This window comes from uncultured Brevundimonas sp. (genome assembly GCF_963974615.1).
In the GTDB taxonomy this organism is placed as follows: domain Bacteria; phylum Pseudomonadota; class Alphaproteobacteria; order Caulobacterales; family Caulobacteraceae; genus Brevundimonas.
Map to the genome: position 1 here is coordinate 1 of NZ_CAXBDH010000004.1, position 25007 is coordinate 25007.

The window sequence follows — 25007 nt, forward strand, 5'->3', positions numbered from 1 at the left end:
CGGCGTCTGGATATCCGTCATCTCATTCCCCCGATGGGCGTGCGATCAACGCGCACAGTGTTGGGTAAAACCGGTTGCTCCGCCCGGGATCGCGCATCATCGCCAATTTGCAGCACGTCAGGTCCCTCCATGGTGAACGGCCGCTAGGCCGGCGCGGGACAGGTCCTGGCGACGAAATCGGCATGGCTCGGCATCACCTTCACGCATTTGCTGATCACCGACTCGATGTTGGCGAGAAACTCCACATTTTGCGCGTCGGTCTTGATATCGACGAGTGGATCATAGCCCCGGGGGAATATCCCCTGACCCAGGAACACCTGGATCCAGCTCTCTTCGGCGAACAGTTCCTCATCCTCGCGGAAGATGCGGCCGTTGGCACGAAACAGGTCGATCTTGCGCTGCAACGTCGGGGGCACCTCCATGTCCCGGCAATACCGCCAGAAGGGCGTGTCGTCCCGTTCCGTGGCCTTGTAGTGGAGGATGATGAAGTCGCGGATACGCTCGTATTCGAAATCCGACTGACGGTTGAACTCGTCGATTCCGGCCTGGTCGAAACCGGCGTCAGGCAGCAGTCGCACCATCCGGATGATCGCCGACTGGATGAGGTGCAGGCTGGTCGATTCCAGCGGCTCTAGAAAGCCGCTCGACAGTCCGATCGCGACGCAGTTGCGGTTCCAGATCTTCTTGCGTTTGCCGGTGACGAAGCGAAGTCGCAGCGGGTCGGCCCTTTGCGCGCCGTCGAGATTATCGCACAGGATGCGCTCGGCCGCGTCGTCGTCCATGTAGCGGCTCGCGTAGACATGGCCGTTGCCGGTGCGATGCTGCAGGGGGATACGCCACTGCCAGCCCGCCGGACGTGCCGTGGATCGCGTGTACGGGGTGAAATCCCCGGACCGTTCGCAAGGCACGGCGATGGCGCGGTCACAGGGCAGCCAATGGGTCCAGTCCTCGTAGCCGGTCTTCATCGCCTGCTCGATCAGCAGCCCGCGGAATCCCGAACAGTCGACGAAGAGATCGGCGGAGATCACCTCGCCATCATCCATCGTCACCGACTGGATGAAGCCGTCCTCGCTGCGGAGGGTGACGTCGACGACCTTGCCCTCGCGCTGCTGCACCCCACGCTCCTGGGCGAAGCCGCTCAGATATTTCGCGTAGAGGCCGGCGTCGAAATGAAAGGCATGGGCGAGATGGCCGATCGGCGACTCGGCCATCCGGGGGTCAGCGCGCATGAATTTGTTCTCGAGCGCGGCCGCAGTGTTGATCGAGTAGTTGGCAAAATCGGTGATACTGCCCTGGCTGTGCGCCTTGAGCCAGTATTGATGGCAGCGCAGCCATTCGAAGTCCCGGCCAATCACTCCGAAGCCATGGATGTAGCTGGAGCCAGGGCGTAGCCAGTCATTGAACTGGATGCCGAGCTTGAAGCTGCCCTGGGTTCGCTGGAGGAACTCGTTCTCGTCGAGCCCAAGCAACTCGTTGAACTTCTTGATCGCGGGGATCGTCGCCTCACCCACGCCGACGGTGCCGATCTCCCGGGATTCGACGACCGTGATCTCGTAGAGCCCCTTGAACAGATGGGAGAGCAGCGCCGCGGTCATCCATCCGGCCGAGCCGCCGCCGACGATCAGAATCCTGCTGAGTTGCCGCATGCGTCGTCCCCTGACCTACGGCGTCGCCGTTTCACACGTCGCGGGCGTCGCGGGCGCTGGAAGCCTTCCGACCGTCCCCGGGCGAGCATAACTCAGCCCGTAACCACGCGGAAACTGAACCATATTGCCGGGGCCCTCGCCCGTACTGCAGGCCGAGCCCGGCCAGACGAAGGACAGACGTCCGGTGAAGTCGAACTCGCCGCCCAGCAGGACATCCGCCAGTCCGTCGCCTTCGGTGCCGGGAAGGAAGGCGGCAACGAACGCGTCTGAAAGGTTGATCAGGTCGTTGGCGTAGGCGGTTCGTCCCGAATACAGCACCGTGATCACCGGCACGCCCCGGCCGGAAACCGCACGAAGGACCGCAAGGTCAGCGGGATTGGTGAGGCTGTGCTGGACCGGACTCGGAGCCCGCACATCACCCAGGTATTCCGCATGGGGTGTCTCGCCGAGAACGACGATCACGGCATCAAAGGCCGACACATCAACGCCGGCACCATCGATCGAATAGACGACATTGGCCACCCCCAGACCCCGACGAAGCGCACCGAGCAGGGTCGTTCCGCCGCGGAAGTCCGCATTGGTATTTTCAGTGCCCTGCCAGGTCAGGGACCAGCCGCCGGTCTGATTGGACAGGCTATCGGCGCTCACCCCCACGACGAGAACCCTGCGATCGTGCGCGAGTGGCAGGACGCCGTTGTCATTCTTGAGCAGAATCACAGACTTCCGCACCGCCTCGCGTCCCAGAGCGCTTGCCAGCATCGCGTCAGCGCGCCCGTTGTACACGCTCGCCGACGGTGCCCGCTCGAACAGGCCCGAGCGCATCTTGACCCTCAGGATGCGCGAGACGGCTTCGTCGAGGCGCACCATGGAAATCCGGCCCGCCTGAACATCGGATACGGTATTGGCGATAAAGGCCTTCCAGTCCTCGGGGACCATGATCATGTCGATGCCGGCGTTGATCGCCGCAGCACAGTGGTCCTTGGTGCAGCCGGGCACCTGATCGATGCCGTTCCAGTCCGAAACGACAAATCCGTCAAAGCCGAGCCGGTCCCGAAGGACATCGGTCAGCAGCGTCCGATTGCCGTGCATCTTGCCATGGTCCTCGCCCGCCTGAACATCGTTCCAGCTGTTATAGGACACCATCACGGTCTGCACGCCCGCATCGAGGGCAGCATAATAACCGGCCCCGTGACGCGTGATCATCTCCTGGCGCGTCGCCCGGGTTTCGCCCTGGTCGATGCCGTCGAAGGTGCCGCCATCGCCCATAAAATGCTTGGCGGTCGCCACCACATCACCCTCCCCGTCGAGGTCACCCTGAAGGCCACGGATCATGGCGTCCGCATACCGGGCGACGAGCGCCGGGTCGCTTGAATAGCTTTCATAGGCCCGCCCCCAGCGACGGTTTTCACTGACCGCGAGTGTCGGAGCGAAGACCCAGGTGATGCCGGTGGCGCGGACCTGACGCGCGGTGGCGCGGCCGATGCGCTCAATCAGGGCGGGGTCGTTCGCGGCACCCAACCCGATATTGTGCGGAAACAGGGTGGCACCGGCGACATTGTTATGGCCATGCACGGCATCGGTGCCCCAGATGACCGGAATCTGGACCGCCATGTCGGTCGACTGCGACGCGCGATAGTAGCGCGCGGACAGCGCAGCCCAGTCCGCAACCGACGCAGCCTTGTCCGCATCCGGCCAGCTGCCGCCACCGTTCAGAATCGAGCCGATGTAATACTGCCGGACCTCGTCCGGAGTGATGTAACGGATCTCGGGCTGGGTGATCTGCCCGACCTTTTGTTCAAGAGTCATCCCCGCCACGATTCCGGCGATGCGCTGCTCCATCGCCTGATCGATCGCATGGGGCGAACGATGGAGAGGCCAGTCCGACGCTTCGATCGTCGAAGCAAACGGTGATGCATTCTCCATCGCTGGAGAGATGCTGCACCCGGCCAGAAACAACAGTGGAAGGCATAGCTTGAAGGAGAGACGGATCATTCAGATACTCGGAGCTTGCATAAAGCGCTGCGGCGGAGTCGCGGTACGGCGGGATAGCGCGTCCACGCCTGGCGGCCCTGGCCGGAGCCTGCACGAGGCTCCGGCCAGGCTTTAACGCTAGAACCGATAGTTGATCCCGAACAGGAACTGACGGCCGTATTCCTCATGGGTCTCCGGCATGAAGGAGCCGTCCGAAGTGTGCGTGCCACCGGCGTCCAGGCCGAGACGGGTGCGATAGGGCGAGTTGGTCAGGTTGTTGACCTGGAACAGCAGGCCCAATCCGTCCAGCCGGCCGGACTGGAAGGTGTAACCGATCTGGGCGTCCACCTGTTCGTCGTCGAGGATTTCAGTGTAGCCACGCGTGGCGAACAGCTGCACCACCTCGCCCTTGAAGGCTTCCCGGAACCGCTTGCTGATACGGGCCTGAAAACCCCCATGCTCGTAGTAGGCGGTGAGGTTGTAGACGGTACCCGACAGGCCGGGAATACGCACTGTCTGACCGGTGGCGCTGGGGTTCAGATCGGACTCGGTCAGGGAAATGCTTCCGATCAAGCCCAGTCCGTCCAGAGGGTCCCAGACCGTGCCGAAGTCGAATGCACCGCTGAACTCAAACCCGTGGATCGTGCCGCCGTTTCCATTCGCCGGCAGCGTCATCTGGCCGATCGGACTGATGATCACGCCGGCCGGGATGGAAGACGCCGTGACCGGAAGCGGAATCCCGGAGAAGTCGAAGGTCCCGGTCTGACGGTAAATATAGGTGTCGAGGGATTTGTAGAAAGCCGCCACCGAAAGATAGCTGGTCCGGTTGATATACCACTCGTAAGCGATATCGAACGCTGTGGCGCGCCAGGGCCTCAGGTTCGGATTGCCGCCGGACGCCGACCAGGGGTTGACGGTCTGACCCGGGGCGCAGGGCTGTCCTGTACAGACGTTCGAGTTGAAGCTGGGGGTCACATTGGCGCGCATCTCGTCCATGCGTGGCCGCGCCATGGTTTTCGACGCCGCGAACCGCAGCCGATGACCATCGCCCAGATCGTAGATCAGATTCAGGCTGGGCAGGACATCGATGTAGTCGTCGCCGGCAGTGATGTTTATGGGCACGATCGGTTGACCCGGAGCCGTGCCGTTGATGATGACGCCCGTCGATTCTTGGGACTGCTGGACGACCTGCAGCCCGATGTTCCCGCGCAGCCGTTCGTACTCGAAATCGGCCTTGGTGAAGAAGGTGACAACCTGTTCCGAAATGTCCCAGTTCTTGTCGTAGAAATTGGCATCCAGGATCGGCGACCGGTCATAGTAAACGTCAAGCGCTCGCGACAGGTCGACACTCAGAACATCGCCGAAACCCGCAAAGCCGAGCGACGTCGGAGTCGCGAGATATTGCGGATCGACAAGGACCTGCTGTCGTCCGTTCTTAAGGAACAGATCAAAGTCGTCCACCCGCTTCGACTTGTCACGATTGGTGAAATTCACGCCGGCGGTGATGGCGCTGATGAAGCCGTCGAGCTGGCGTTCGGCCTGCAGGTCGACCGCGTAGACACTTTCCTCGACATCCGGAAAACGGATGGCACCGTCGTGGCCCCAGCCGCCCCAGGGCGCGCGATCACCCAGCGATACCTGCGCTGCGTCGGCATAGTTCAGACCTGCCGTATAGGTGGGGTAGCCGTCGTCTGACAGTCGGAAACCGATGGTGTCGAGCGTGCGACCCACACCCGGCGTTGCGCCGGTTACCCCACCGACCCCGAGGCCGTAGCCGGCATAGGTCTCGAGAATCTGTTCGCGGCGTTTGTTGGTGGAATAGGAGAGATCGGCCATAAGCCGCGTCCGGTCGTCGAGTTGGTATTCGTTATTCAGCCCCACCGAAAAAAGTTCGTCGGTCCGGGTATTATAGTCGTTCCGGATGATCGGAACGCCCCCGTTGAGCGTACCGCTGACCGCCAGCGACGAGCCGCCGCGATCCTCGGTCTGGACATCGGTGAAGGTCGCGCCATCGGCCCAGCCGTTTGAGAACCACTGCGCGCCCCGGGTCGTCTCTTCCTGATCGAAGCGCGAATAGTAGAGGTCGAGCGTCGAATGAAGCCGATCGTTTGGCCGCCATTCCAGAATGCCGATAAAGGCGTCGCGTTGATTGAGCCGTGAGGTGGCGAACACCTCCTGACCATTGAGGATCAGCGCGTCGTCGGCACTGTCTGGCGTGACGGCGAAGCCAAACGCTTCATAGCCATAGGCCTTATAGTGCTGGTTCTGTGACGGAGAATCCAGATGCGCAAAACCGAGCGCGATTCCCACCGTGCCGTCCGCGAATTGGTCGATATAGCTGAGGCTCGCACGGCCACCGTAATCGCGGACGTCGTCATTGAGCCGGTCGCCCTGGGTCAGCTCGCCACGGAGGTTCAGCGCGACAATTCGCTCGCTGAAATCGAGCGGACGGACCGTGCGCAAGTCCGCCGTTCCCGACAGGCCCATGCCCGAAACCTCGGCGTCAGGTGTCTTGTAGATGACCACTCCCGACAGGAGCTCCGAAGGATACTGGTCGAACTCGACCGCCCGGTTGTCTCCGGAGCTTGCCTGCTGGCGTCCGTTCAGCAGGGTCGTGGTGAAGTCCGGGGCCAGTCCGCGAATCGAGATCACCTGGGCACGACCATTGACGCGCTGGGCAGCAAGGCCGGGCAGGCGCGCGATCGATTCAGCGATCGAGACATCCGGAAGTTTGCCGATATCCTCGGCCGACACGGCCTCAACAATCGACGTTTCGTTCCGCTTGATGGCAATGGAATCGGCCAGACCACGACGAAGCCCCGTTACAACGACCTCCTCAACCTCGGTAACGGCCTGCCCCCTCGCGGCCGGCGATGCCGGAGTCGCGACCTGCGCCAGCGCGCCCGCTGGAGCCGTCAGGGCAAGCGCCAGGGCGGAAACCGTCAGATAGAGATGCCTGGGCGAATTAAGCGTCGGACGACGATCGCTCATGAAGCCGGTGCGCATGGTTAGCCTCCCCTTTTTGATCACACGTCGGCACCCCTGCACCGCGCGAACTCATTATTGGCCTCGTTAATCCCCGCCGGAACGTCAGATTGGAAGCGCTTCCAACGGCTAACTTATCCCGCAAACATACGCAACACATTTTCGCCACAGCCTGTCGGAACTCGCCCCGGAAGCGTCTCCCGTTCCATCGCCACGAGGACGCCGCGAACGTACTGGGAACCGCTCTGGACCGCCGCCTTCGGCCACCGCGTTTCCTTCACGAACCTGGCTTCGGCCGCCATACATAGGTTGCGGCCGACTGCGGTGGCAGTTCGGCTGATGCCTGCCGTCGGCCGTCCTGAATGCCGAATGCAACAGGCACCGCCCCTTCGTTCAGGACAATCAGAACGCGCTCTCCGTCCGGATTGAGGAAGGCGACACCCGTCAAACCGTCCGCCACCGCCAGGCCGACCCTTTGCGCCCCGGCGCGCACGAAGCGACTGGCGTGCCCGAAGGCATAGTATTCCTGATTGCGCTGCACGGCCCCGGTGTGACTGTCGATCGTCACCACACCGCGACAATCTCCACAGCCGCCGGCATGCGGTCCATAGGCTTCGTCCAGGGCCAGGTTCCACATCAGGACCCCCCGCGCCCACCCGTTCGTCGACCCGATGATGAGGTTCTTCATCATCCAGACAAAGCTGTCCGAGAAATCGGACGCCCACTCTCCGCCCGAACATTCGGTGAAGAAGGCCGACTTGTCAGGATAGGCGTCATGAACCTGGGTTTGAGCGGCGACATCGCCGAGATAGCAGTGCCAAGCTACACCCGCCACGAACGCCCGCGCGTTCGGATCGGAAAGGACCCCCAGCGGTTGCTCCGGCTGATCCCAATTGTGGTCCCAATCTAGAATCTTCGTTTCGATCCCCGTAGTCCGAAGAAGCGGGCCGAGGTGATGACCGATGAAGTTTGCCCGACCTTCCGGGCTCCAACGCATGCCGGGATAGCTGTCGGGTTCGAAATCGGGTTCGTTCTGGATGCTGAGATAATCTGTAGGCACACCCTGGGCTGCTGCGGCCTCAATATAGCGCCGGAAATAGTCGGCGTAGGTCGCGTAGAACTCCGACTTCAGTTCACCCTGGATCATCGAGCCGGTGGTTTTCATCCAGCCCGGCGCACTCCAGGGCGTGGCCATGATTTCAAGATCGGGATTGATAGCCAGCGCCTGTCGGACGGTCGGGAACACATATTCCTCCATCCTCTGCGTCGAGAAATCCTTCAGTGTCGTATCCAGAAGGTCCGCCAGACTGTAGTGGTCCAGCGAGAAATCCGAGGCTCCGATCGTGACTCGGGTGAAACTGAAGCCAAGTCCCCCCTCCTCCCGACCGAACAACTCCAGCATCAGGGCATCGCGCTGGGCGGGTGTAAGTCGCGTCTGAATCAGCCAGGCGGAAGCGTCCGTGATCGCCGCACCGAAACCGACCATGTGTTGAAAGCGCCGGCTCACGTCGACAGCGATGACCGGCCGGTCCGACGGGACCCCAGCCGTAAATCTCAATGGAGCCTGTTCGCTCAACATCTGACTTCGGTCACCAGTGGTCACCCACACGCGAGCGGTAAGCGCTTCCGGATCACCCGCAGAGGCACAGCCGGCGACGGTCAGCGCCATCAGCGCCGCCACGACGGGAGCCAATCGCCTCACCTGCGTGCTTTTCCTGATGTTTTCTAGGCTCTCCAAGGTCATGTGACTGCTGAATCCTGCCACAGTCCCTGCCGCAAATTCCTACCAGCCATCGCCTCACCCCTCAAATGGAAGCGCTTCCAATAAGTTGGAACGCGGGGGCTCTGTCAAGCGGTCGCTGCTGCGATCTTTGACGTCGGGCCGCCGGTCGACTCCCGCAGGACGACCGCATGAGGCAGGTTCTGGAACCGCCAGGTCACGTCTCCACCTGCTCCGTTCAGGCGTTTGACCAATGCGATCACCGCTTCGTGAGCCATCTCTTTAAGCGGTTGGTGAACCGTCGTCAGCGGCGGCCAGACGATCGCCGAAACCGGCGTATCATCGAAGCCGGTGATCGACAGGTCGCCCGGTACGTCGAGCCCTCGCCCGTGAGCGATCGACAGGGCACCGGCCGCCATATCGTCATTCGCGCAGATCAGGGCCGTCGGCGGGCACGGGCCGTCAAGCAGTTGCGCCGTCAGCAGTCCGCCGGATCGAAAGGTGAAGTCGCCTTGCAATACCTCGACACTGTCAGGGTCCAGACCCGCTTCCAGAAGCGCGCGGCTGAGACCGTCCCGGCGACGCGCGGCGGACAGGTGCCCCTCGATCCCGCTGATATAGGCAAAACGCCGATGGCCCAGCTTCAACATATGGCGAGCGATATCGTAACCGCCGGCCTCGTCGTCGATGCCGACACCATCCGCCACGTTACGACCCGCGCCGCCCGGCGAGATCGTCACCACACGACAGCCCAGCCGTCGAACCTCCTCAATGAGCATCACGTCATCCGCGAAGGGCGGCGTGAGGATCATGCCCTGACACTTGTGCGAACCGATCAGGTCGAGGATCTGCCGCTGACAATCCGGACTTTGCTGAGGCACGTGATGGGTGAGCAGTTGATATCCCAGGGCCAGGCACCCTCGCAGGGCCCCAAGCTCCAAGGCCGAGGCGTAAAAAGAGTTCGGCTCTGTGTCGAGATCGGACGCGAAGACAAGCGTCAAAATCCGGCTGCCCCCCCCTGCCAGCGAGCGCGCCTGGGGGTTCACTCGATAATTCAGAGCCTCCACCGCCGTGAGGACGCGTTGACGTACCTCATCCCGGACGTTGGGGCCCCCGTTCAGGACGCGGGATACGGTCGTGCGCGCTACGCCGGCACGGTCCGCCACATCGTCGATCGTCGGCTTCTTCAGCGTCACAGATTACTCCGGCAGGGATCGAACAGGACGATGGTCGTATGCCGCGCCTCTTTCAAGAGCTCGACGCGGTCACAGGGGTTACGTCATATGCTGCGATGATCGAGTCTGTCACCCATACCCGCCCGACGATGCGCCGCTCGCTCAGCTTCGTCCTGGGTTACGGTGCCGCGCAGGCCGGCGCATTCATCTGCTTCATTCCCCTGCTGACCCTGCTGCTTCCGGAAAAGGCGGAACAGATCGGCGGTGCCGACAAGGCACTGCTTCTGAGCCAGGCGGCCATGATCGGCGGCCTGACCGCCGCCGGGGCCAATCTCCTGTTCGGCACACTTAGCGATCGCACCGAAAGTCGTTTCGGGCGACGACGTCCATGGATTCTTATGGGTTTTTTCGCCGCAGCGCTGGCACTCGCCCTGATCGGCGCGGCGCGGGATCCGCTGCAGCTGGCGCTGGGTCTGGTAGCATTTCAGATTGCGATCAACGCCCTGTATGCGCCCCTGATGGCGCTGGTGCCTGACATGGTGCCGGATGATCAGAAGGGGCTTGTCTGCGCCTGGGCAGGCATCGCCCTGCCGGTCGCGAGCCTGTTCACCGCGCTCGTGGTCAGTCAACTTGCCGACACCCTCACAGCCCAGTTCGTCGTCGTGATCGTGGCCGCGGCGGGTCTGGTGCTGCCCTTCGCCCTGACCTTGAAAGAACCGCGGATCCCCCGTCCGCGCCGTGAGCCGTTTCGTCTCTCGTTCGTCGCCCTGAAGGACCAGACGTTCAAACTGGCGTTCAGCTCACGGCTGCTGCTCGAAAGCGCCGTCGCGATCAACACGCTTTACCTGTTCTTCTTTCTCCAGACACAGCCGGCCGGCTCCGCGCCAGAGGGCTGGTCCGTCGCCCAGGTATTCGGAGCCCTGCTTCTTGCCTCAACCCTGGCCGCCGCCGCAGTCGGCTTCGCGGGGGGAATCCTGTCGGATCGCCTGAGACAGAGGCGCCTGTTCGTGCTGACAGGCAGTACGGGGATGGCGGCGGCGCTTGCGCTTTTCATTGCCTGGCCGACATGGCCGGGTCCGCTGGTCGCCCAGCTGCTGTTCGGTGCCTTCCATGGCCTGCACGCGACGGCAGTCGCGGCCATGACCGCGCAAATCCTGCCCGATCCACAGAAGTCCGGCAGGGATCTCGGCGTCATGAACATGGCCGTCGCCCTGCCCCAGGGCCTGGCCCCGGCTTGCGCCGTCGTCATTCTCGGCTTCGGATTTTCGCTGACGTCTGTCTTCGCCGCCGCCAGCGTCGCCGCCCTTCTGGCCTCGGCGGTGCTGTTGGCGATGCGCAAGGCACCCTAGCGAAGTCTCTACGCTGCCGCACCGGACGCCGGACACGCTCAGTTCACCGGGACGGTGTCGAACATCACGTCCGCAGTCACAGGGAAATGATCGGAAGGGTATCGGTCGCCCGAATGGGTCGTGACGGTACGGGCGCTCCGGGTCCGAAATCTGCGTGTGAAAATCCAGTCGATCCGGCGGTCGGCCAGGCCGGTGAAGTTATGAAATGTGCCGTCGGGACCGCTGGTCATCGGGGCGGCGAGGCGAACGTCAGTGAGGTCTTCGGAGAACAGGGCATGGACCGGCCCGTCCGGTTCGACATTGAAATCACCCATCAGCACCACCGGAATGTCCGCCGGCAGTTGGGCGATCCGGCTGACGATCAGCCTGGCCGCCTTCAACCTCGCCGCCCCGTCTTCCGTCCGATAGGGAAAATGTGTGTTCAGGACGTAGAAGCGTTGCCCGCCTGCCCTGTCCTCAAACAAGCCCCAGGTCACATTGCGCGGATAGAGATTCCCCCAGGTGATGGAGCCGGCGACTTCGGGCGTGTCCGAAAGCCAGAAGCTTCCGGATTCGAGGAGCGCCAGCCGGTCACGCCTGTAGAAGACGCCCATGTGTTCATCATCGTGACCGCCTCGGCGGTCGATGCCGAACCAGGCGTATTCGGGAAGTTGCTCGACCAGATAGTCGCCCTGGCGTTGGTAGAGCTCCTGTGTGCCGATGACATCAGGGTGCACCTCCGCGATGGTTTGAATGAAGATCGCCTGACGCTGCTCCCACGCATTGTCCCTGTCCTGAGGGACAGGCAGGCGTACGTTGAAGGTCATGACACGCAACGTCGTATCCCCGGTCTGCGCAAAAGTCGGCGAGGCCCCCAGCAGGCAGAGCGTTACCGCCAACCGACGCAAGATAGCGAACAGAGTTGTCATTCCAATTTCCATTCCGGTCGTTAGTCACGGCACCACATGCACCGGATCCAACTTGGGACCTGAGCTGACCAACGTAGGCTTCTTGTCCTGATCCCCAAAGAGCATTGCCGACCCGGGCCCTGGCGGTCAGGCAGGCCGGCTGGTTCCGTTGGCATGGGCAAGCAGACTTCCACACGCGAAAGCGCTGAAGGGTCGAGAGCTGACCCGCTGCATCTGCCGTCCCCGTCTTCTGATGGGGGGCGGGCTCTCCGCTCGACCTTGTTACCGACGGCTCACCACAGACACATGCGCGGTCCGGCAGTCACGCAAACCATACTGTCCAGATGTCAACGTGATCGATGAATAGAGACCGGTTAGCGTTGGACCGTCAGCACCGCCATCTCGCGTCAGACCGACTGTCTTCGTCGCCCCGCAGCATAACGAAATCGGTTGCAAGAACTCAGGTTTCTATTTTAGATAGCTTCCTCACTCCGGCTTCACAGAAACGGGGGACTAGCGATGACGCCAGTCGAGATTCAGAAGGCTCTTGTCCGGCTGGGATTCGATGCCGGCCCCGCTGACGGCAAACTGGGGCCGCGCACGACCGCTGCGGTCCGGGAATTCCAGAGACGCTACAAGCTGAAAGCCGACGGCAGTCCGGGGCCGATCACCCAGTCTGCCCTCCGCCAGGCCCTCGCCGGCCTGAAGACGGAATCGGCGACTCCGACCGCTCCGGGGGCGTCCGTCGTCCTGGACGCCCGTTCGGAAAAGAATCTGAAAGGCGTGCACCCCGACCTGGTTCGTGTGGTGCGGGGTGCCGCCACGATCAGTCCGATCGCGTTCGTCGTCACCGAAGGCCTGCGCACCATCGAACGACAACGCAGCCTCGTCGCCAGCGGCGCGTCCAGAACCATGAAGAGCCGGCACCTGACCGGCCACGCGGTTGATCTGGCCGCCAGGGTCAATGGTGAAATCCGCTGGGACTGGCCGCTGTACCAGACGCTGTCGAAGGCGATGAAACAGGCGGCCCAGGAGGCGAACGTCGCCCTCGAATGGGGCGGAGACTGGCGCTCGTTCAAGGACGGACCGCATTTCCAGCTGCCGTGGGCGAAATATCCCTGAGCCGGGGGGGCCGTACAGCCCAACAGACATCCGCGAGGTTCACATGGCGTCGGTTCGGATTTTCTTTGCGACAAACCGAAACTATCAGCCGGAGAACAAGAAGCTGGTGTTCGGTCCGAGGTTCAATCCGGACGGCGTCGCGGCGCTGCGCTTCGGGCATGCCGATTTCGACGTCGCCGATGCCTCGCCGAAGCTGGACGCGATCCATGTCTATCCGGACACGCTGGGCGAGGACGTCACCAAGTCGGGCAGCGGCGCCATGATGGACGACCTGCGCCAGCGCATGCGCGGCAAGCGCAGCGACACCCTGGTCTTCATCCACGGCTTCAACGTGACGTTCAACGGTGCCCTGGAAGCCGCGGCGCTGCTGGCGCGCGACGTGCGGGTCGGCGACGACCCCGTCAACGTCATGCTGTTCAGCTGGCCGTCCGACGGAGCGGCGGTTCCGCTGATGTCCTACTACAGCGATCGCGAGGACGCCCGCGCCTCCGGCCCCGCCATCGCGCGGGCGTTCCTGAAGCTGCAGGAGTATCTGGTCCAGCTGAACGCGGACGACTACTGCCAGCGCTGCCTGCATCTGCTGACGCACAGCATGGGGGCTTACGTACTGAGGAACGCGCTGCAGGCTGTCCGGGCCAAGGATCCGCGCGCCCTGACCCGCACCTTCGACCAGATCCTGCTCGCCGCCCCGGACGAGGATGACGACGCGTTCGAGACCGACGACAAGCTGCGCCTTCTGCCGCGCCTCGGGCGCCAGGTGACCGTCTACTTCAACCCGAACGACAAGGGGCTGATCATCTCCGACCGGACCAAGCTCAATCCGGATCGCCTCGGGTCGGGTGGCCCCCGTCTGATCGACCTGATCCCGAAAAAGGTGGTGATGGTCGACTGCCGCCGGGTGGCCGGCCACGCCGATCCCTTCATCGAGCACAGCTACTATATCCGCAGTCGCGCGATGTCCGCGGACATCGCCGCGGTGCTGGCCGACACGCCGCCGGAGTCGATCGGCAACCGAACCTATGTCGACTCGATCCGTTCGTGGAGGATCATCGCCGAACCCGGCCTGACGCCCGCCGCAGACGCCAGATGATCGCCGTCGTCCGAGGGACAGGTCTGTGTCAGGTCAACGATCGCGACTCTCAACTTGCCCGGCCCGGAAAAATCTCAGGCGGTGGCCACCGCCCAGGCGACATGGGCCCCGACGCGAACGCGCAGAGGGCGAGTCGACTGAGCAGAGAGCGCCGGCACCCGCGACCGGGATCCCCTCAAACAGGGCTTGCCGAATGACGTCAGTCGTTGAGGCGCGCCCAGATGGCCTTGAGATCGACGCTCAGCTTCATCGGATCGAACGGCTTGGGAATAACATCCAGGGCTCCAAGCGCCAGATAGCGTTCCACTTCAACCTGCTGGACCCGTGCGGTCATGAAGACGACCGGGATATGACACAGGGCGGCATCCGCCTTTAGCGCCGACAGCGTGGCGGGGCCGTCCAGACCCGGCATCATGACATCAAGCAAGATCAGGTCGGGCATGATGTCCGCGACCTGGGCAAGGCATTGGGCCCCGCCGTTTACGCTCGAGACCGTCAGGCCGCCCACCAGTTCCAGGCTGATCCGGGCCACTTCCAGAATGTCCGGGTCGTCGTCGACGCACAGGACATGATTCAGGGATCTAGACATAGCTGATCTCCCGGGCATTCCGGGTCCGGTTTTCGACAAGGCCCAGGATGGTTTCAACAATGAGAGCCTCGGAATGACGCGACTTTACCATGGCCGCAGCAACGTCGGGAAGAACATCGGCCGGGGCCTCGGCCGCGGACAGGATGGTGACGGGGATCGCCCCCCCTGCCCTGTCTCTCAATGCCGGCAACAATGACAGACCGTCGCCATCTGGCAGGCCTATATCAAGTATGACCAGGGCAAAAGACTGGTCGGCGACCAGACGCACGGCCTGACTCAGGGTCGTCGCTGTGACCAGCTCGGCCTTGCCCTGCAGGGCGGCGGCAAGGAACTGACTGAAGTCCTCGTCGTCCTCGACATGCAGGACACGGGGCAGGCGTTCCGCTCCGGCGATGGCCTGACTCAGGACCTGTCTGACCTCCTCGCCATCGGCGGCATGGCGAATGATCCCGGCGATCCCGGCTTCAGGCGATCCAACCTCGTCACGCCCATCGACCCCCGACAGCAACACCACCGGAAGATGGACCCCGGCAGGCAGGGCCCGCAGGTCGCGAACCAGATCCAGTCCGTTTTCGGCAGACACGACCTGGTCGATGACCAGAGCCGCATAGTCACGCATCATCACCTTCTGCAGGACATCGACCGGCGTGATTGCGACATCCACCTGATAACCGGCCCCGCTCAGGGCCCGGTCCAGCGTGACCCGGCTGTCATCGTCACCGGCACAGACCAGAACGGCCGGACCTGCGGCCGGGTCAGGCGTCCTGATTACCGCTTCGGCGACATGCGGCTGGCTCACCGGAACCTCAAACCAGAAGGTTGACCCATGATTGGTGCGGGTATCGAACCCGATCTCACCGCCCATCTGCTCGATGATCTGCCGGCTGATGTGCAGCCCCAGACCGGTACCGCCCCGCGCGCGAGTGATCGATGAATCGCCCTGGGAGAATTTACCGAAGATCTGTTCCCGGTATTCCTCGGCGATACCGGGTCCATGATCCGTCACCGAGATCCGTACCCGGCTACCTGCCCGTGCGGTTGATATCACCACCGAGTCACCGTCGGGCGAGAATTTAGCCGCATTGGACAACAGATTGGACAGCACCTGGATCAGGCGATCCGCATCCGCCTGAATCTGCAAGTTCTGCTCGACCGGCTCAGCACTCAGGGAAACATTGAAATTCTCGGCATAGGCCGTGTTGGCTTCGACCGCCTGGTTGATCAGCCAGGCCAGATCATGGCTCCGCACATCGAACCGCATCTGCCCGGAGGCGAGCTTGTCGATGTCCAGGATGTCATTGATCAGCAGGATCAGCCGTTCGCAGTTGTTGTGAGCGATCTCGAGCAACCGCGTTGCCTTGGCCGGCAACTCCGACGCCATCGCCCCGACCACCAGACCGAGCGACCCCCGGATCGACGTCAACGGCGTGCGCAATTCATGACTCACCACGGAAATGAACTCGCTCTTGATGCGGTCCATCTCCTTGCGGTCGGTGATGTCCTGAACCTGGACGATGAAGAATTTCGGTTCGCCGTCATGGTCCCTGACCAGGGATGCGTTGACCAGCGTCCAGATGATCCGGCCCGACCGATGATAATAGCGTTTTTCGGTCTGGTAGTTCCTGATCTCGCCGGCGAGGGCGCGGGCCCGCAAATCGATCGTTTCGACCAGATCATCTTCGTGGGTCAGGGTCCTGATATCGCAGCCCAGAAGTTCGTCCGCGCTGTAACCGAACAGCTCGCACAGTGATGGGCTGACGTTGATCCAGTTCCCGGTCGCAGAGGCCAGACCCATGCCGATCGGGGCATGTTCCATCGACGTTCGGAAAATTTCCTCACTGGCCGCCAGCGCCCGCTGCTGCTCCAGGCGCTCGGTGACGTTCTCGGCAACACCGAGATAGCCGGTCACGTCACCGGCCAGGTCCCGCAAGGGGGTAACTGTCAGATTGACCGGGAACCGGCTGCCGTCCTTGCGGATATAGGTCCATTGGCGGGACTCGACACCGTCGCGCTCGGCCCTGGTGACGAAGACCTCGAACCCCGGTTCGAAAGGGGTTCCCATTTCCTGGCTCAGCTCAGCAGCCCGGGCCACGACCTCCTGCGGATCATGCCAGACGGACGGGTTCATTTTGCCGACCACCTCGGCCGCGTCGTAACCGAGTTCTGTTTCTGCCGCCTTGTTGAACAGCATCACGGTACCGTCGCGATCGGTCGCGATAATCAGAAGAGCCGAACTCGACAGGATCGCAGTGTTCAGCTGGTTCGATTCCAGCAGATAGGCTGATTTGACCTTGGACAGCAGGATCGAGCGCATGGTCAGGGCCAGCAGGGCCGCGATCATCAAGCCGGCAATCAGCAACAGGGTGGGCAAGGACGACGAGTGCCCGTCAATCACCGCATCGGTCGGGGTAACGGTCAAATGCCATGTCGTATCGGCAACCCGAATGTTACGGACCGTCTTCAGGTCGTCCTGCAGCGTCCCGTGTTCGGGCATGCTGCTGAAAAATACATGATCGCCTTCAGCGACCGTGACCGCGAAATTCTCGACCACTTCGGGTCGCAGGACGCCGTCAAAGAACTGATTGCTGGAAAAAACCCCCCCCAGAAACCCGGCGAAACGCCCATTCTTGCGGATCGGAGAATAGGCGATGATGCCACGATAACCCTGCACCAGGTCGGTCGGCGCTGAGATGGTGAAGACATTTCTGGATGCCGCCCGATTCAGTGCGTCGACCTGATCACTGGCCGCAAGAATATCGAGACCGACCGCGCTTTCATTTCCGGACAGAGGTTGGATCCAGCGCACGTGATAACTAGCGTCGACCCATTGCACCGCACGTAAACCCGGCGACTGTTCAATGAAATTATGCGCATCGTCGCGCCATTCGTCTTCAGGGGTGCCACCGACAGTTTCCCAGCGCTGCCCCATCCGTTTCAGGGCGAGCAGGCGGTCACGGGTGTTACTGGTGATGAGCAGAGCGGCCTTTTCAGCCTCCTCCTGCACCACGTCCTGAATGAAGACGTGTTCACGCTGTTTGGCGGCGTCAAACAGATAAATTGTACCCCCGGCGACCAGCGCAAAGAGCAGGAGCGGGGCAGCGTATTTCTGGTCCTTGAGAAGCCACTCCATGGTTGCGGTTGTGCGGACCGACCCCAGGATGACGAACATGCCGAACAGGCCGGTGAACAACAGGCCGCCCACCAGCACCATCAACGGCTGGTCGGAACGGTGGACCTTTTCAAACGCCGGCGTACTGGTCCAGACCCCGTGCCAGGTCTGATGCATGATCGCGAACGTCTTCTCGACTCTGAAGGCCGGCACGCCGGCAGCCTGTCGTGACGACGCGCTGTCAAAAATCAGATCCTTCGCCGCCCCTGACTCGCCGTCATAGAGCATGAAATGAAGGGTTTCCCCCTGACTGCGGGTCAGGTCAGTCAGCAGATTTCTGGCGATGAAAGGCGCGTAAATCCAGGCCTTCAGGTTTTGATCGCGCTGCGCGGCGGTGGCCAGGGGGAGACCGGCCTTATAGACCGGCCGCATCATCAGGAATCCGGGCGTCTGCTCATGGTCCTGAACCAGAATAATCTTGTTGGTTATGGCCGTCGAAGCCGTGGCGCGCGAGATATTGGCGGCCTCGAGTCGGTTGTCTTCAAATCCGGTGTTCAGACCCACGGCCGGTCCGTTGATCTCGACGGGCTCGATGTGGGTGATGACATTGAGTGGTCGTCCCGGGGCGGCCGGGTGAATGTCGAATTGCGGCAAGCCGTCAGCCCGGATGCCGGCCAGAAACGCGTCACGGTTTTCGGGGCGCACAGGCACGATCACGCCGATGCCATTGATCCCTGGAAACTGCTTCCTGATGTCGATCGTCTCGACATAGGACCGCCAGTCAGCGCGCGAGAAGAACACATTGCCCTGGTAAAAGGCGGCAGCCCCGAGCAGGGCATAGTCATAGGACGCCATGCGGAAGCGCAGCGCTTCCTCGTTCTCGGCTGCCAGGGCCGTGAACTCCGTTTGCGCCCGCTCGTATGCGTTCTCACTGGTGATTTTCCAGGCGTAGAACGTCAGTCCCAGCGGGACGATGAGCATCAGCAACGTCAGTCCCGACAGCCGGGCCAATGGTCGTCCCCGCCAGCGGGGTGGATGCGGATTACCCGGTGCGACCAGAGCCAACGGCATGAAAATGAGCACGCCCAGGACGTCGCCCATCCACCAGGTCAGCCAATTCCCGGCGGCCGCCGCAGGCGCGACGATCCCCATAACCATCAGGGTGCCGACTCCGACCGTGGCTGCGATCAGACAGGCGATGGGACCGCTCAGGGTGAAAAGGTTGAACAGGTCCCGGGAACGTTTGAGCTTCAGCGGGAGAGCGATATGGCGCGCCACCAGCCAGCGGCCAACGACCGCCTGCAAGGTGGAGCCCGCGGCAATTCCCAGAGCCGCGATCGTCTTGACCACGTCAAATCCACCCTCGACCGTGAAACCGTGGGAATTGTAGAGATTCAGCAGGAAGGACCCGATCAGGACCCCGGCCCACAGCCGCGACCCGTGGACCAGCAACATGCCGATCGCGATGCCCGAGGCCGGCCAGATAATGGTCGCGTAACCGGGCGGCACGGCCAACATCAGGCCGAGTTTTCCCGTCAACACATACAGAACGGCCAGAATTACCGTCTTGCTGATCAGGTCAAATTTGATCCGGGACGTCCACATACCGGATCAGTCCTCTAAGATCGGAAGTATGGAGGATGCGCAGAGCAGCACCTTAAGGATCATCGTTTTGACCCTGAAGGAACCATTTCAGTACAATGCGGAACAGTATACCGGACGTGCCGCATGTTCATTCCATATGACGTTGCCTGAGCGGCCCATCAACATGGAACTACACGCCTTAAGGACCACCTAATCCCGACACGGGCCATAGGGCCGACGCGGGATCATGCTCCCCCGTCACGGCACCGTCGGCGGTCGCCGGGCGTGGGTCTTCTGCTCATAGGCAAAGCCCAACGACAGGATGCGCGCGTCGTCCCATTTGCCGCCGATAAAACTGATCCCCACCGGCATGCCGCGGTCAAAGCCCATCGGCACGGTCAGGTGCGGATAGCCGGCCACCGCCGCCAGTGAGCTGGACGACCCCTGCGAACGGTCGTCGTCGTTCGGGTCGTTAGTCCAGGCCCGTGACGTCGTCGGCGCGATCAAGGCCACCACGCGGTTCTGCGCCATCATCCGGTCGATGCCCTCGGGCCCGGCCATGCGCAATGAAGTGGCCCGCGCCTCGATATAGTCCGGATCGTCCAGACCCTTGGTGGCCTCGGCCTGCAAAAACAGCTCCTGGCCGAACAGCACTGTCTCGCGCGGCTCGGCGGCATTGAAGGCGATGACATCGGCCAGGGTGCGGGTCGGTACCTGTTCCGGATCGGTCGAGGCCAGATAGGCGTTCAGGTCGACCTTCAGCTCGGTCATCAGCACCTGGAAGGCGGCGGTGCTGATAGCCCGCATGTCCGGCCCCTCGGTGATATCGACCAGTTCGGCCCCGGCGTCGCGCAGCGCCTGCAGATTGGTCTCGAACACCGCCCGGGTCTCGGCCGAATAGTTGGCCAGCAGGAAGCGCATCACCCCGATCCGGGTGCCGTGCAGGCTATTGGCATCCAGCGCCGCACGATAGTCGACCTTGCGCACATCAGCTTCGACCGTGGCGGGGTCCAGCGGATCGCTCCCGGCGATCACCGTCAGTACGATGGCCGCGTCCTCAACCGTAGTGGTGATCGGCCCGGCGGTGTCCTGCGAATGGCTGATCGGCACGATGTGGGTGCGCGACACCAGCCCGACGGTCGGCTTGAACCCTACCACGCCGTTGACCGAGGCCGGGCAGACGATCGAGCCGTTGGTCTCGGTGCCGATCGCCGCCGGAGCCAGGCCAATGGCTACCGCCACCGCACTGCCCGCCGACGAGCCACACGGGGTGCGTTCCGGATCATAGGGGTTGCGCGTCTGCCCCCCGACCGCGCTCCAGCCGCTGATCGAGTTGGACGAGCGGATATTGGCCCATTCCGACAGATTGGTCTTGCCGAGGATGACCGCACCCGCCTCGCGCAGCCGGGCCACCAGCGGCGCATCCCGACCGGGCGCATTGTCGACCAGGGCCAGCGAACCGGCCGTGGTCGGCATGTCACGCGTCTCGATATTGTCCTTAAGGAGGATGGGTACCCCGAACATTGAGCCTGTTCCGATATGGGCGACACGCATTTGCTCATCTGCCCGGCTCCACGCGGTCGGGGCTAGGGAAATCAGGGCGTTTGACGGCGACTCGTTCGCCGGCAGCCCCTTCTCGATCGAGGAAACCATGCCGGCGAGGTTGGCCGGCTCTGACGGGCAGCGGGCCCCGTCAACGATCGCGGCGACCGTCGGCATCATCAGATAGTCGGAGCAGCCGTCGGCCGACCAGATTCCCGGTGGGGTCTGGCTTGCACAACCCGTCAGCGAAACGGCGACCAGCGCCGCCGCGATCAGTCCTGCACGGGTGCCCGTGACCCGATCGTGCGGTCGAGAAAGTCCAGATAGGTTCGCCATTGCTGCAGCTGCCTTTCATTGCCCCGGACGCCGTGGCGCTGGCCGGGATAGAGCATCATCTCGAACGGCTGGCTGTTGGCCTGCAGCGCATTGATGACCCGGGTTGAGTTCTCGAAGATCACATTGTCGTCGGCCATGCCGTGCATCAGCAGCATCCGCCCGGTCATGTTCTCCAGCCGCGGAATGGCGTCCGAGGCGGCATAGCCTTCGGGGTTCAATTCCGGCGTCGACATGAAGCGCTCGGTGTAGTGGGTGTCGTACAGACTCCACTCGGTCGGCGGCGCGCCCACGGCGGCCGCAGCCAGTCCCATCTTCGGCTCGGTGATGGCCATCAGGCTCATGAAACCACCATAGGACCAGCCCATCATGGCGATGCGGTGATCGTCAATATAGGGGAGTGATCTCAGATAGTTCGCCGCAAGAACCTGATCCTCTATCTCAACCTGTCCCATCTTCAGATACAGGGCCTGTTTGAACGCTGTCGAGCGATCGCCCTCACCGCGATTGTCGAGGCGGAAGATGATGTATCCGGCCTCAGTCAATAGTTGATTGGTGGCGCTCTGCCAGGCCCGTTTGACCCCGCCGCCCGACGGTCCCCCATAGACCTGCATCACCACCGGCCAGGTCTTCGACGGATCGAAGTCCGGCGGTGTGATCATCTGCCAGACCAGGGTCTGGCCGTGGCTGTCCAGCGTGCCGAAGGTCGGATCCTGACGCCGTCCGGCATAGGGGAAGAACGGGTGGTTTTCGTCCAGCCGGTTCTCCTCGATCCAGCGCACGAAGGTGCCGTCGGCCCGGTACAGGCCGGACTGCGCCGGGGTGTCCGGATCGGAATAGTTGCCGACAAAGGCGGTGCCGGTCTTGTTGACCGAGGCACTCCACCAGCCGCCCGCCGGGGTCACTGCCGCCGGCGTCACCGTTCGGCGCAAACTGGCCCGGAACAGTTGTTGTTCGATCGGCAGTTCGCGGCCGTCGCGCATCGAGGCGGTGAAGAACACCTCGCCGGTGGCCTGGTTGACGCCGTTCAGACTCTTGACCGGCCAGTTCCCGCGCGTGATCGCCCGCAGCCGCCGACCATCGCGGTCATACAGATACAGGTGCCGCCAACCGCTTTCCTCGGACGACCAGACGAAATTACCGTTGTCCAGAACCTTGAAGTCGTGGGTCAGTGAGACCCACGCATTAGAGGTCTGCGTCAGGATCACCCGCGACGCGCCCGTGGCCGGGTCGACGCTCAGCAGGTCCAGCGTCTTCTGGTCGCGGCTCTCGCGCTGGACATACAGGGTCTTGCCGTCGACCGACCAGTTGACCCGGGCCAGATAGATGTCGGGGTTCGTGCCCAGATCGACCTTGATCCGCCGCCCCGTCTGGCGATCGTGGACATACAGGTCGACCACCGCATTGGGGCGACCGGCGCGTGGATAGCGCTGCTCGATCACCCGGGCTCCGCCGCCGCTGATGTCGAGACGCGGAATCACATCGACCGTCGATTCATCGGTGCGCTGCAGGGCGATGTAGCGTTCGTCCGGGCTCCACCAGTAGCCGGTGTCGCGATCCATCTCCTCCTGGGCGATGAACTCGGCCGTCGCCCAGGTGATCAGGCCGTCGCCGTCCGTTGTCACCTCGGTTTCGTGCCGCGACGCCAGATCGTAGACGACCAGATCCTGATCGCGGACCCAGGAGACAAAATTACCCCTGGGCGACACCTTGGCATCGATCTCATCGGCGGCGGTCTCAGTCAGCCGCTGCACCGTGCCGTCGGCGCGGCTGGCCAGAAAGACGTCGCCTTCCAGCGGGGCCAGGATGTAGCGTCCCTGCTCGTCCCACGAATATTCGACTACGCCACGCTGGCTGATCCGCATCCGCTCGCGCCGTGCCTTTTCGGCCTCGGACAGCTCGCCGGCGTCTGGCACCAGCGCCCGGGCGTCGATCAGCTTGAACGGCTCGCCGTCTCCCGTCGGCGCGGCCCACAGGTCCAGCACATCAACGTCATCCTCGCGCGAACGCAGGAAGGCCACCAGTTCGCCGTCCGGTGACAGGGTCACCCCCCGCGCTACCGGCCCGCTCAGCGACGGATTGGCGAAGACCCGCTCCGGGGTCAGGATCTCGGTCCCCCCCGCGGTCGACTGGGCGGCGGCCGATCCGGCGGCCAGGAGGATGGTGGAGGCGAGAAGGAATGTGCGCATGGCGGTCAAGCTAGCCGGGCTTGCTGCAAGCGTCACCCGGATTCGGTACCCACTGGCCTCCGGAATGCGGTCCCCGCCTTTTCCTCGCCGCCGCGACCGCCTAGTTAGGGCGCAATGACCGACACCGCCGTCTCTCCCGCCCCCGCCAAGGCGTCCGCCTTTCATGAGCTGAAAGTCCTGTGGGTGCGCCACTGGACCGAGCAGCTGTTCAGCTTCGCGCTTGAACGGCCCGACGACTTCCGCTTCCGCTCCGGTGAGTTCGTAATGATCGGCCTGCCGGGTGAAGACGGCGGCAAGCCGGTGCTGCGCGCCTATTCCATCGCCAGCCCGACCTGGGCCGAAGAACTGGAGTTCCTGTCGATCAAGGTGCCCGACGGTCCCCTGACCTCGCGCCTGCAGAAGATCCAGCCCGGCGACACGGTGCTGATGGGCAAGAAGCCGACCGGCACCCTGGTGCTGGACGCCCTGACCGGTGGCGAACGGCTGTTCCTGATCGGCACCGGCACCGGCCTGGCCCCGTGGCTGGCCGTGGCCCGCGATCCCGAGACCTACCAGCGCTTCGGCCAGGTCGTGGTTTGCCACACGGTCCGCAACGTCGCCGACCTGACCTATCGCGATTTCCTCACCACCGGCATTCACGACGACCCGCTGATCGGCGACGAGGCGCGCGAGCGACTGGTCTATTATCCGACTGTGACGCGTGAACCGTTCGAGACTCCCGGCCGGATCACCGACCGCATCACCTCCGGGGCCCTGTTCGCCGACCTTGGCCTGCCGCCCGGCTTCTCGCCTGAGCGCGACCGCGTGATGCTGTGCGGCTCGATGGCCATGATCAAGGAGGCCGCGGCCCTGCTGGAAACCTTTGGCCTGAAGGAAGGCTCGAACGCCGAACCGGGCGACTATGTGCTGGAGCGCGCCTTTGTCGGATAGCGTCACGATCGATCCGCGCACCGCGCCGGAAGCCTGCGCCTCGATGACCGAGGTTCGCCACGGCGTCGACGCGCTGGATCGTGCCCTCGTCACCCTGCTGGCCGAGCGCCAGCGCTATATGGACGCGGCCGCCCGCATCAAGCCCTGCCGCGACGTGGTCCATGACGACGCCCGCATCGAGGACGTGGTGACCAAGGTGCTGGCCGCCGCGCAGCAGGCCGGTCTCTCATCCGACATCGCCGAGCCGGTGTGGCGCACCCTGATCGACCGCTGCATCGCCCACGAACTCGGCACCTGGGATCGCACTCGCGGCTAGATCAGGCCCCGCCCCGCAGCGACCGCAGCATCAGCTCGTGCCGAAAGGCGGCGACATCGGCCAGGGCCGTGTCCAGCGCATCCTGCACCCGGTTCAGCAGCGGCGGCGCGTCGGCCTTCTCGGCGGCCTCGGCCACGGCACAGGCGTTTGCCAGATCGACGGCCCCGATCCCTGCCGCCGCGCCCCGGATCGTATGCACGCCGTCGCGCCAGCCGTCCTCGCGCACGTCCAGCATCGGGGCCCACATCCCCGCCTGCTGCACAAACAGGCCCAGCACCTCTTCATTGATCGCGTCGTCGTCGCCCGTCATCCGCCCCAGCACGGCAAAGTCCACAGCCCCTGACAGATCCCGCCTCGCCATAACGCCCTCCGCGCCGCCCGAACGGTCACGCCTGATTCCCGACACGGAGCCTACGCCCCTCGGGCCGGTGACGGAATGGGCGCTTGCAGGACGCGCCGGTGCCGATTCA

16 protein-coding genes are annotated in these 25007 nt (G+C 63.3%); 5 read left to right on the forward strand and 11 right to left on the reverse strand.

The annotated features are described in order from the left end of the window. Positions 1-143: 143 nt before the first annotated feature. The 5 genes from AAC050_RS03310 to AAC050_RS03330 all read right to left on the reverse strand — a co-directional run bounded on the left by AAC050_RS03310 (position 144) and on the right by AAC050_RS03330 (position 9518). Positions 144-1646: a tryptophan halogenase family protein gene (locus tag AAC050_RS03310; protein ID WP_339913632.1), complete on the reverse strand. Its 1503-nt coding sequence runs from the start codon at positions 1644-1646 to the stop codon at positions 144-146. 15 nt (positions 1647-1661) lie between these two features. Continuing rightward, positions 1662-3452, reverse strand: coding sequence for a glycoside hydrolase family 3 protein (locus AAC050_RS03315; protein ID WP_339913633.1), 1791 nt, complete (start codon positions 3450-3452; stop codon positions 1662-1664). Positions 3453-3755: 303 nt separating this feature from the next. Beyond that, the gene (locus tag AAC050_RS03320; protein WP_339913634.1) at positions 3756-6623 is read right to left on the reverse strand and encodes a TonB-dependent receptor; all 2868 of its coding nucleotides are present in this window, start codon (positions 6621-6623) and stop codon (positions 3756-3758) included. Between the two features lie 256 nt (positions 6624-6879). Continuing rightward, entirely contained in the window at positions 6880-8304 is a 1425-nt protein-coding gene (locus tag AAC050_RS03325) for a glycoside hydrolase family 30 beta sandwich domain-containing protein (protein WP_339913635.1), read from the reverse strand. Positions 8305-8450: 146 nt separating this feature from the next. Then, entirely contained in the window at positions 8451-9518 is a 1068-nt protein-coding gene (locus tag AAC050_RS03330) for a LacI family DNA-binding transcriptional regulator (protein ID WP_339913636.1), read from the reverse strand. 95 nt (positions 9519-9613) lie between these two features. Between AAC050_RS03330 and AAC050_RS03335 the strand changes: the two genes are divergently transcribed. Next, positions 9614-10846 carry an MFS transporter gene (locus AAC050_RS03335; RefSeq protein WP_339913637.1) on the forward strand — a complete coding sequence of 411 codons (1233 nt, stop codon included), beginning with the start codon at positions 9614-9616 and terminating at the stop codon, positions 10844-10846. 38 nt (positions 10847-10884) lie between these two features. Here the strand turns inward: AAC050_RS03335 and AAC050_RS03340 are convergent, their stop codons facing one another. Beyond that, entirely contained in the window at positions 10885-11766 is an 882-nt protein-coding gene (locus AAC050_RS03340) for an endonuclease/exonuclease/phosphatase family protein (protein WP_339913638.1), read from the reverse strand. Positions 11767-12252: 486 nt separating this feature from the next. Here AAC050_RS03340 and AAC050_RS03345 point away from each other — a divergent pair, with 486 nt between their 5' ends. Together AAC050_RS03345 and AAC050_RS03350 are read left to right on the forward strand one after the other, a co-directional pair. Further along, positions 12253-12855 (forward strand): peptidoglycan-binding protein, encoded by a 603-nt coding sequence (locus tag AAC050_RS03345; protein WP_339913639.1) that lies wholly within the window; start codon positions 12253-12255, stop codon positions 12853-12855. 106 nt (positions 12856-12961) lie between these two features. Continuing rightward, complete coding sequence (locus AAC050_RS03350) at positions 12962-13945, forward strand: alpha/beta fold hydrolase (RefSeq protein ID WP_339913640.1); 984 nt, start codon at positions 12962-12964, stop codon at positions 13943-13945. A gap of 199 nt (positions 13946-14144) precedes the next feature. Here AAC050_RS03350 and AAC050_RS03355 read toward each other — a convergent pair whose 3' ends face one another. The 4 genes from AAC050_RS03355 to AAC050_RS03370 all read right to left on the reverse strand — a co-directional run bounded on the left by AAC050_RS03355 (position 14145) and on the right by AAC050_RS03370 (position 23291). Beyond that, positions 14145-14534, reverse strand: a complete 390-nt coding sequence (locus AAC050_RS03355; RefSeq protein WP_339913641.1) for a response regulator — start codon at positions 14532-14534, stop codon at positions 14145-14147. Next, on the reverse strand, positions 14527-19248 hold the full coding sequence (locus tag AAC050_RS03360; RefSeq protein ID WP_339913642.1) for a CHASE domain-containing protein: 4722 nt from the start codon (positions 19246-19248) through the stop codon (positions 14527-14529). Before AAC050_RS03360 ends, AAC050_RS03355 begins: the two co-directional genes overlap by 8 nt. Positions 19249-19485: 237 nt before the next feature. Further along, entirely contained in the window at positions 19486-20880 is a 1395-nt protein-coding gene (locus tag AAC050_RS03365) for an amidase (protein WP_339913799.1), read from the reverse strand. A gap of 161 nt (positions 20881-21041) precedes the next feature. Beyond that, entirely contained in the window at positions 21042-23291 is a 2250-nt protein-coding gene (locus AAC050_RS03370; protein ID WP_339913643.1) for a S9 family peptidase, read from the reverse strand. A gap of 114 nt (positions 23292-23405) precedes the next feature. On the opposite strand from AAC050_RS03370, the gene AAC050_RS03375 reads away from it, so the two are divergent. Together AAC050_RS03375 and AAC050_RS03380 are read left to right on the forward strand one after the other, a co-directional pair. Beyond that, positions 23406-24221, forward strand: coding sequence for a ferredoxin--NADP reductase (locus tag AAC050_RS03375; RefSeq protein WP_339913644.1), 816 nt, complete (start codon positions 23406-23408; stop codon positions 24219-24221). Beyond that, positions 24193-24537, forward strand: coding sequence for a chorismate mutase (locus AAC050_RS03380; RefSeq protein WP_339913645.1), 345 nt, complete (start codon positions 24193-24195; stop codon positions 24535-24537). Before AAC050_RS03375 ends, AAC050_RS03380 begins: the two co-directional genes overlap by 29 nt. A gap of 1 nt (position 24538) precedes the next feature. Here the strand turns inward: AAC050_RS03380 and AAC050_RS03385 are convergent, their stop codons facing one another. Further along, positions 24539-24898, reverse strand: a complete 360-nt coding sequence (locus AAC050_RS03385) for an Hpt domain-containing protein (protein ID WP_339913646.1) — start codon at positions 24896-24898, stop codon at positions 24539-24541. Positions 24899-25007 lie beyond the last annotated feature (109 nt).

Bases quoted from the DNA above. Each gene is read 5' to 3' on its own strand.
- AAC050_RS03370 (WP_339913643.1), bottom strand. From the start codon at position 23,291: ATGCGCACATTCCTTCTCGCCTCCACCATCCTCCTGGCCGCCGGATCG.
- AAC050_RS03380 (WP_339913645.1), top strand. From the start codon at position 24,193: ATGTGCTGGAGCGCGCCTTTGTCGGATAGCGTCACGATCGATCCGCGC.
- AAC050_RS03345 (WP_339913639.1), top strand. From the start codon at position 12,253: ATGACGCCAGTCGAGATTCAGAAGGCTCTTGTCCGGCTGGGATTCGAT.
- AAC050_RS03385 (WP_339913646.1), bottom strand. From the start codon at position 24,898: ATGGCGAGGCGGGATCTGTCAGGGGCTGTGGACTTTGCCGTGCTGGGG.
- AAC050_RS03310 (WP_339913632.1), bottom strand. From the start codon at position 1,646: ATGCGGCAACTCAGCAGGATTCTGATCGTCGGCGGCGGCTCGGCCGGA.
- AAC050_RS03340 (WP_339913638.1), bottom strand. From the start codon at position 11,766: ATGGAAATTGGAATGACAACTCTGTTCGCTATCTTGCGTCGGTTGGCG.
- AAC050_RS03355 (WP_339913641.1), bottom strand. From the start codon at position 14,534: ATGTCTAGATCCCTGAATCATGTCCTGTGCGTCGACGACGACCCGGAC.
- AAC050_RS03375 (WP_339913644.1), top strand. From the start codon at position 23,406: ATGACCGACACCGCCGTCTCTCCCGCCCCCGCCAAGGCGTCCGCCTTT.
- AAC050_RS03335 (WP_339913637.1), top strand. From the start codon at position 9,614: ATGATCGAGTCTGTCACCCATACCCGCCCGACGATGCGCCGCTCGCTC.
- AAC050_RS03360 (WP_339913642.1), bottom strand. From the start codon at position 19,248: ATGTGGACGTCCCGGATCAAATTTGACCTGATCAGCAAGACGGTAATT.
- AAC050_RS03365 (WP_339913799.1), bottom strand. From the start codon at position 20,880: ATGGTTTCCTCGATCGAGAAGGGGCTGCCGGCGAACGAGTCGCCGTCA.
- AAC050_RS03315 (WP_339913633.1), bottom strand. From the start codon at position 3,452: ATGACTCTTGAACAAAAGGTCGGGCAGATCACCCAGCCCGAGATCCGT.
- AAC050_RS03320 (WP_339913634.1), bottom strand. From the start codon at position 6,623: ATGCGCACCGGCTTCATGAGCGATCGTCGTCCGACGCTTAATTCGCCC.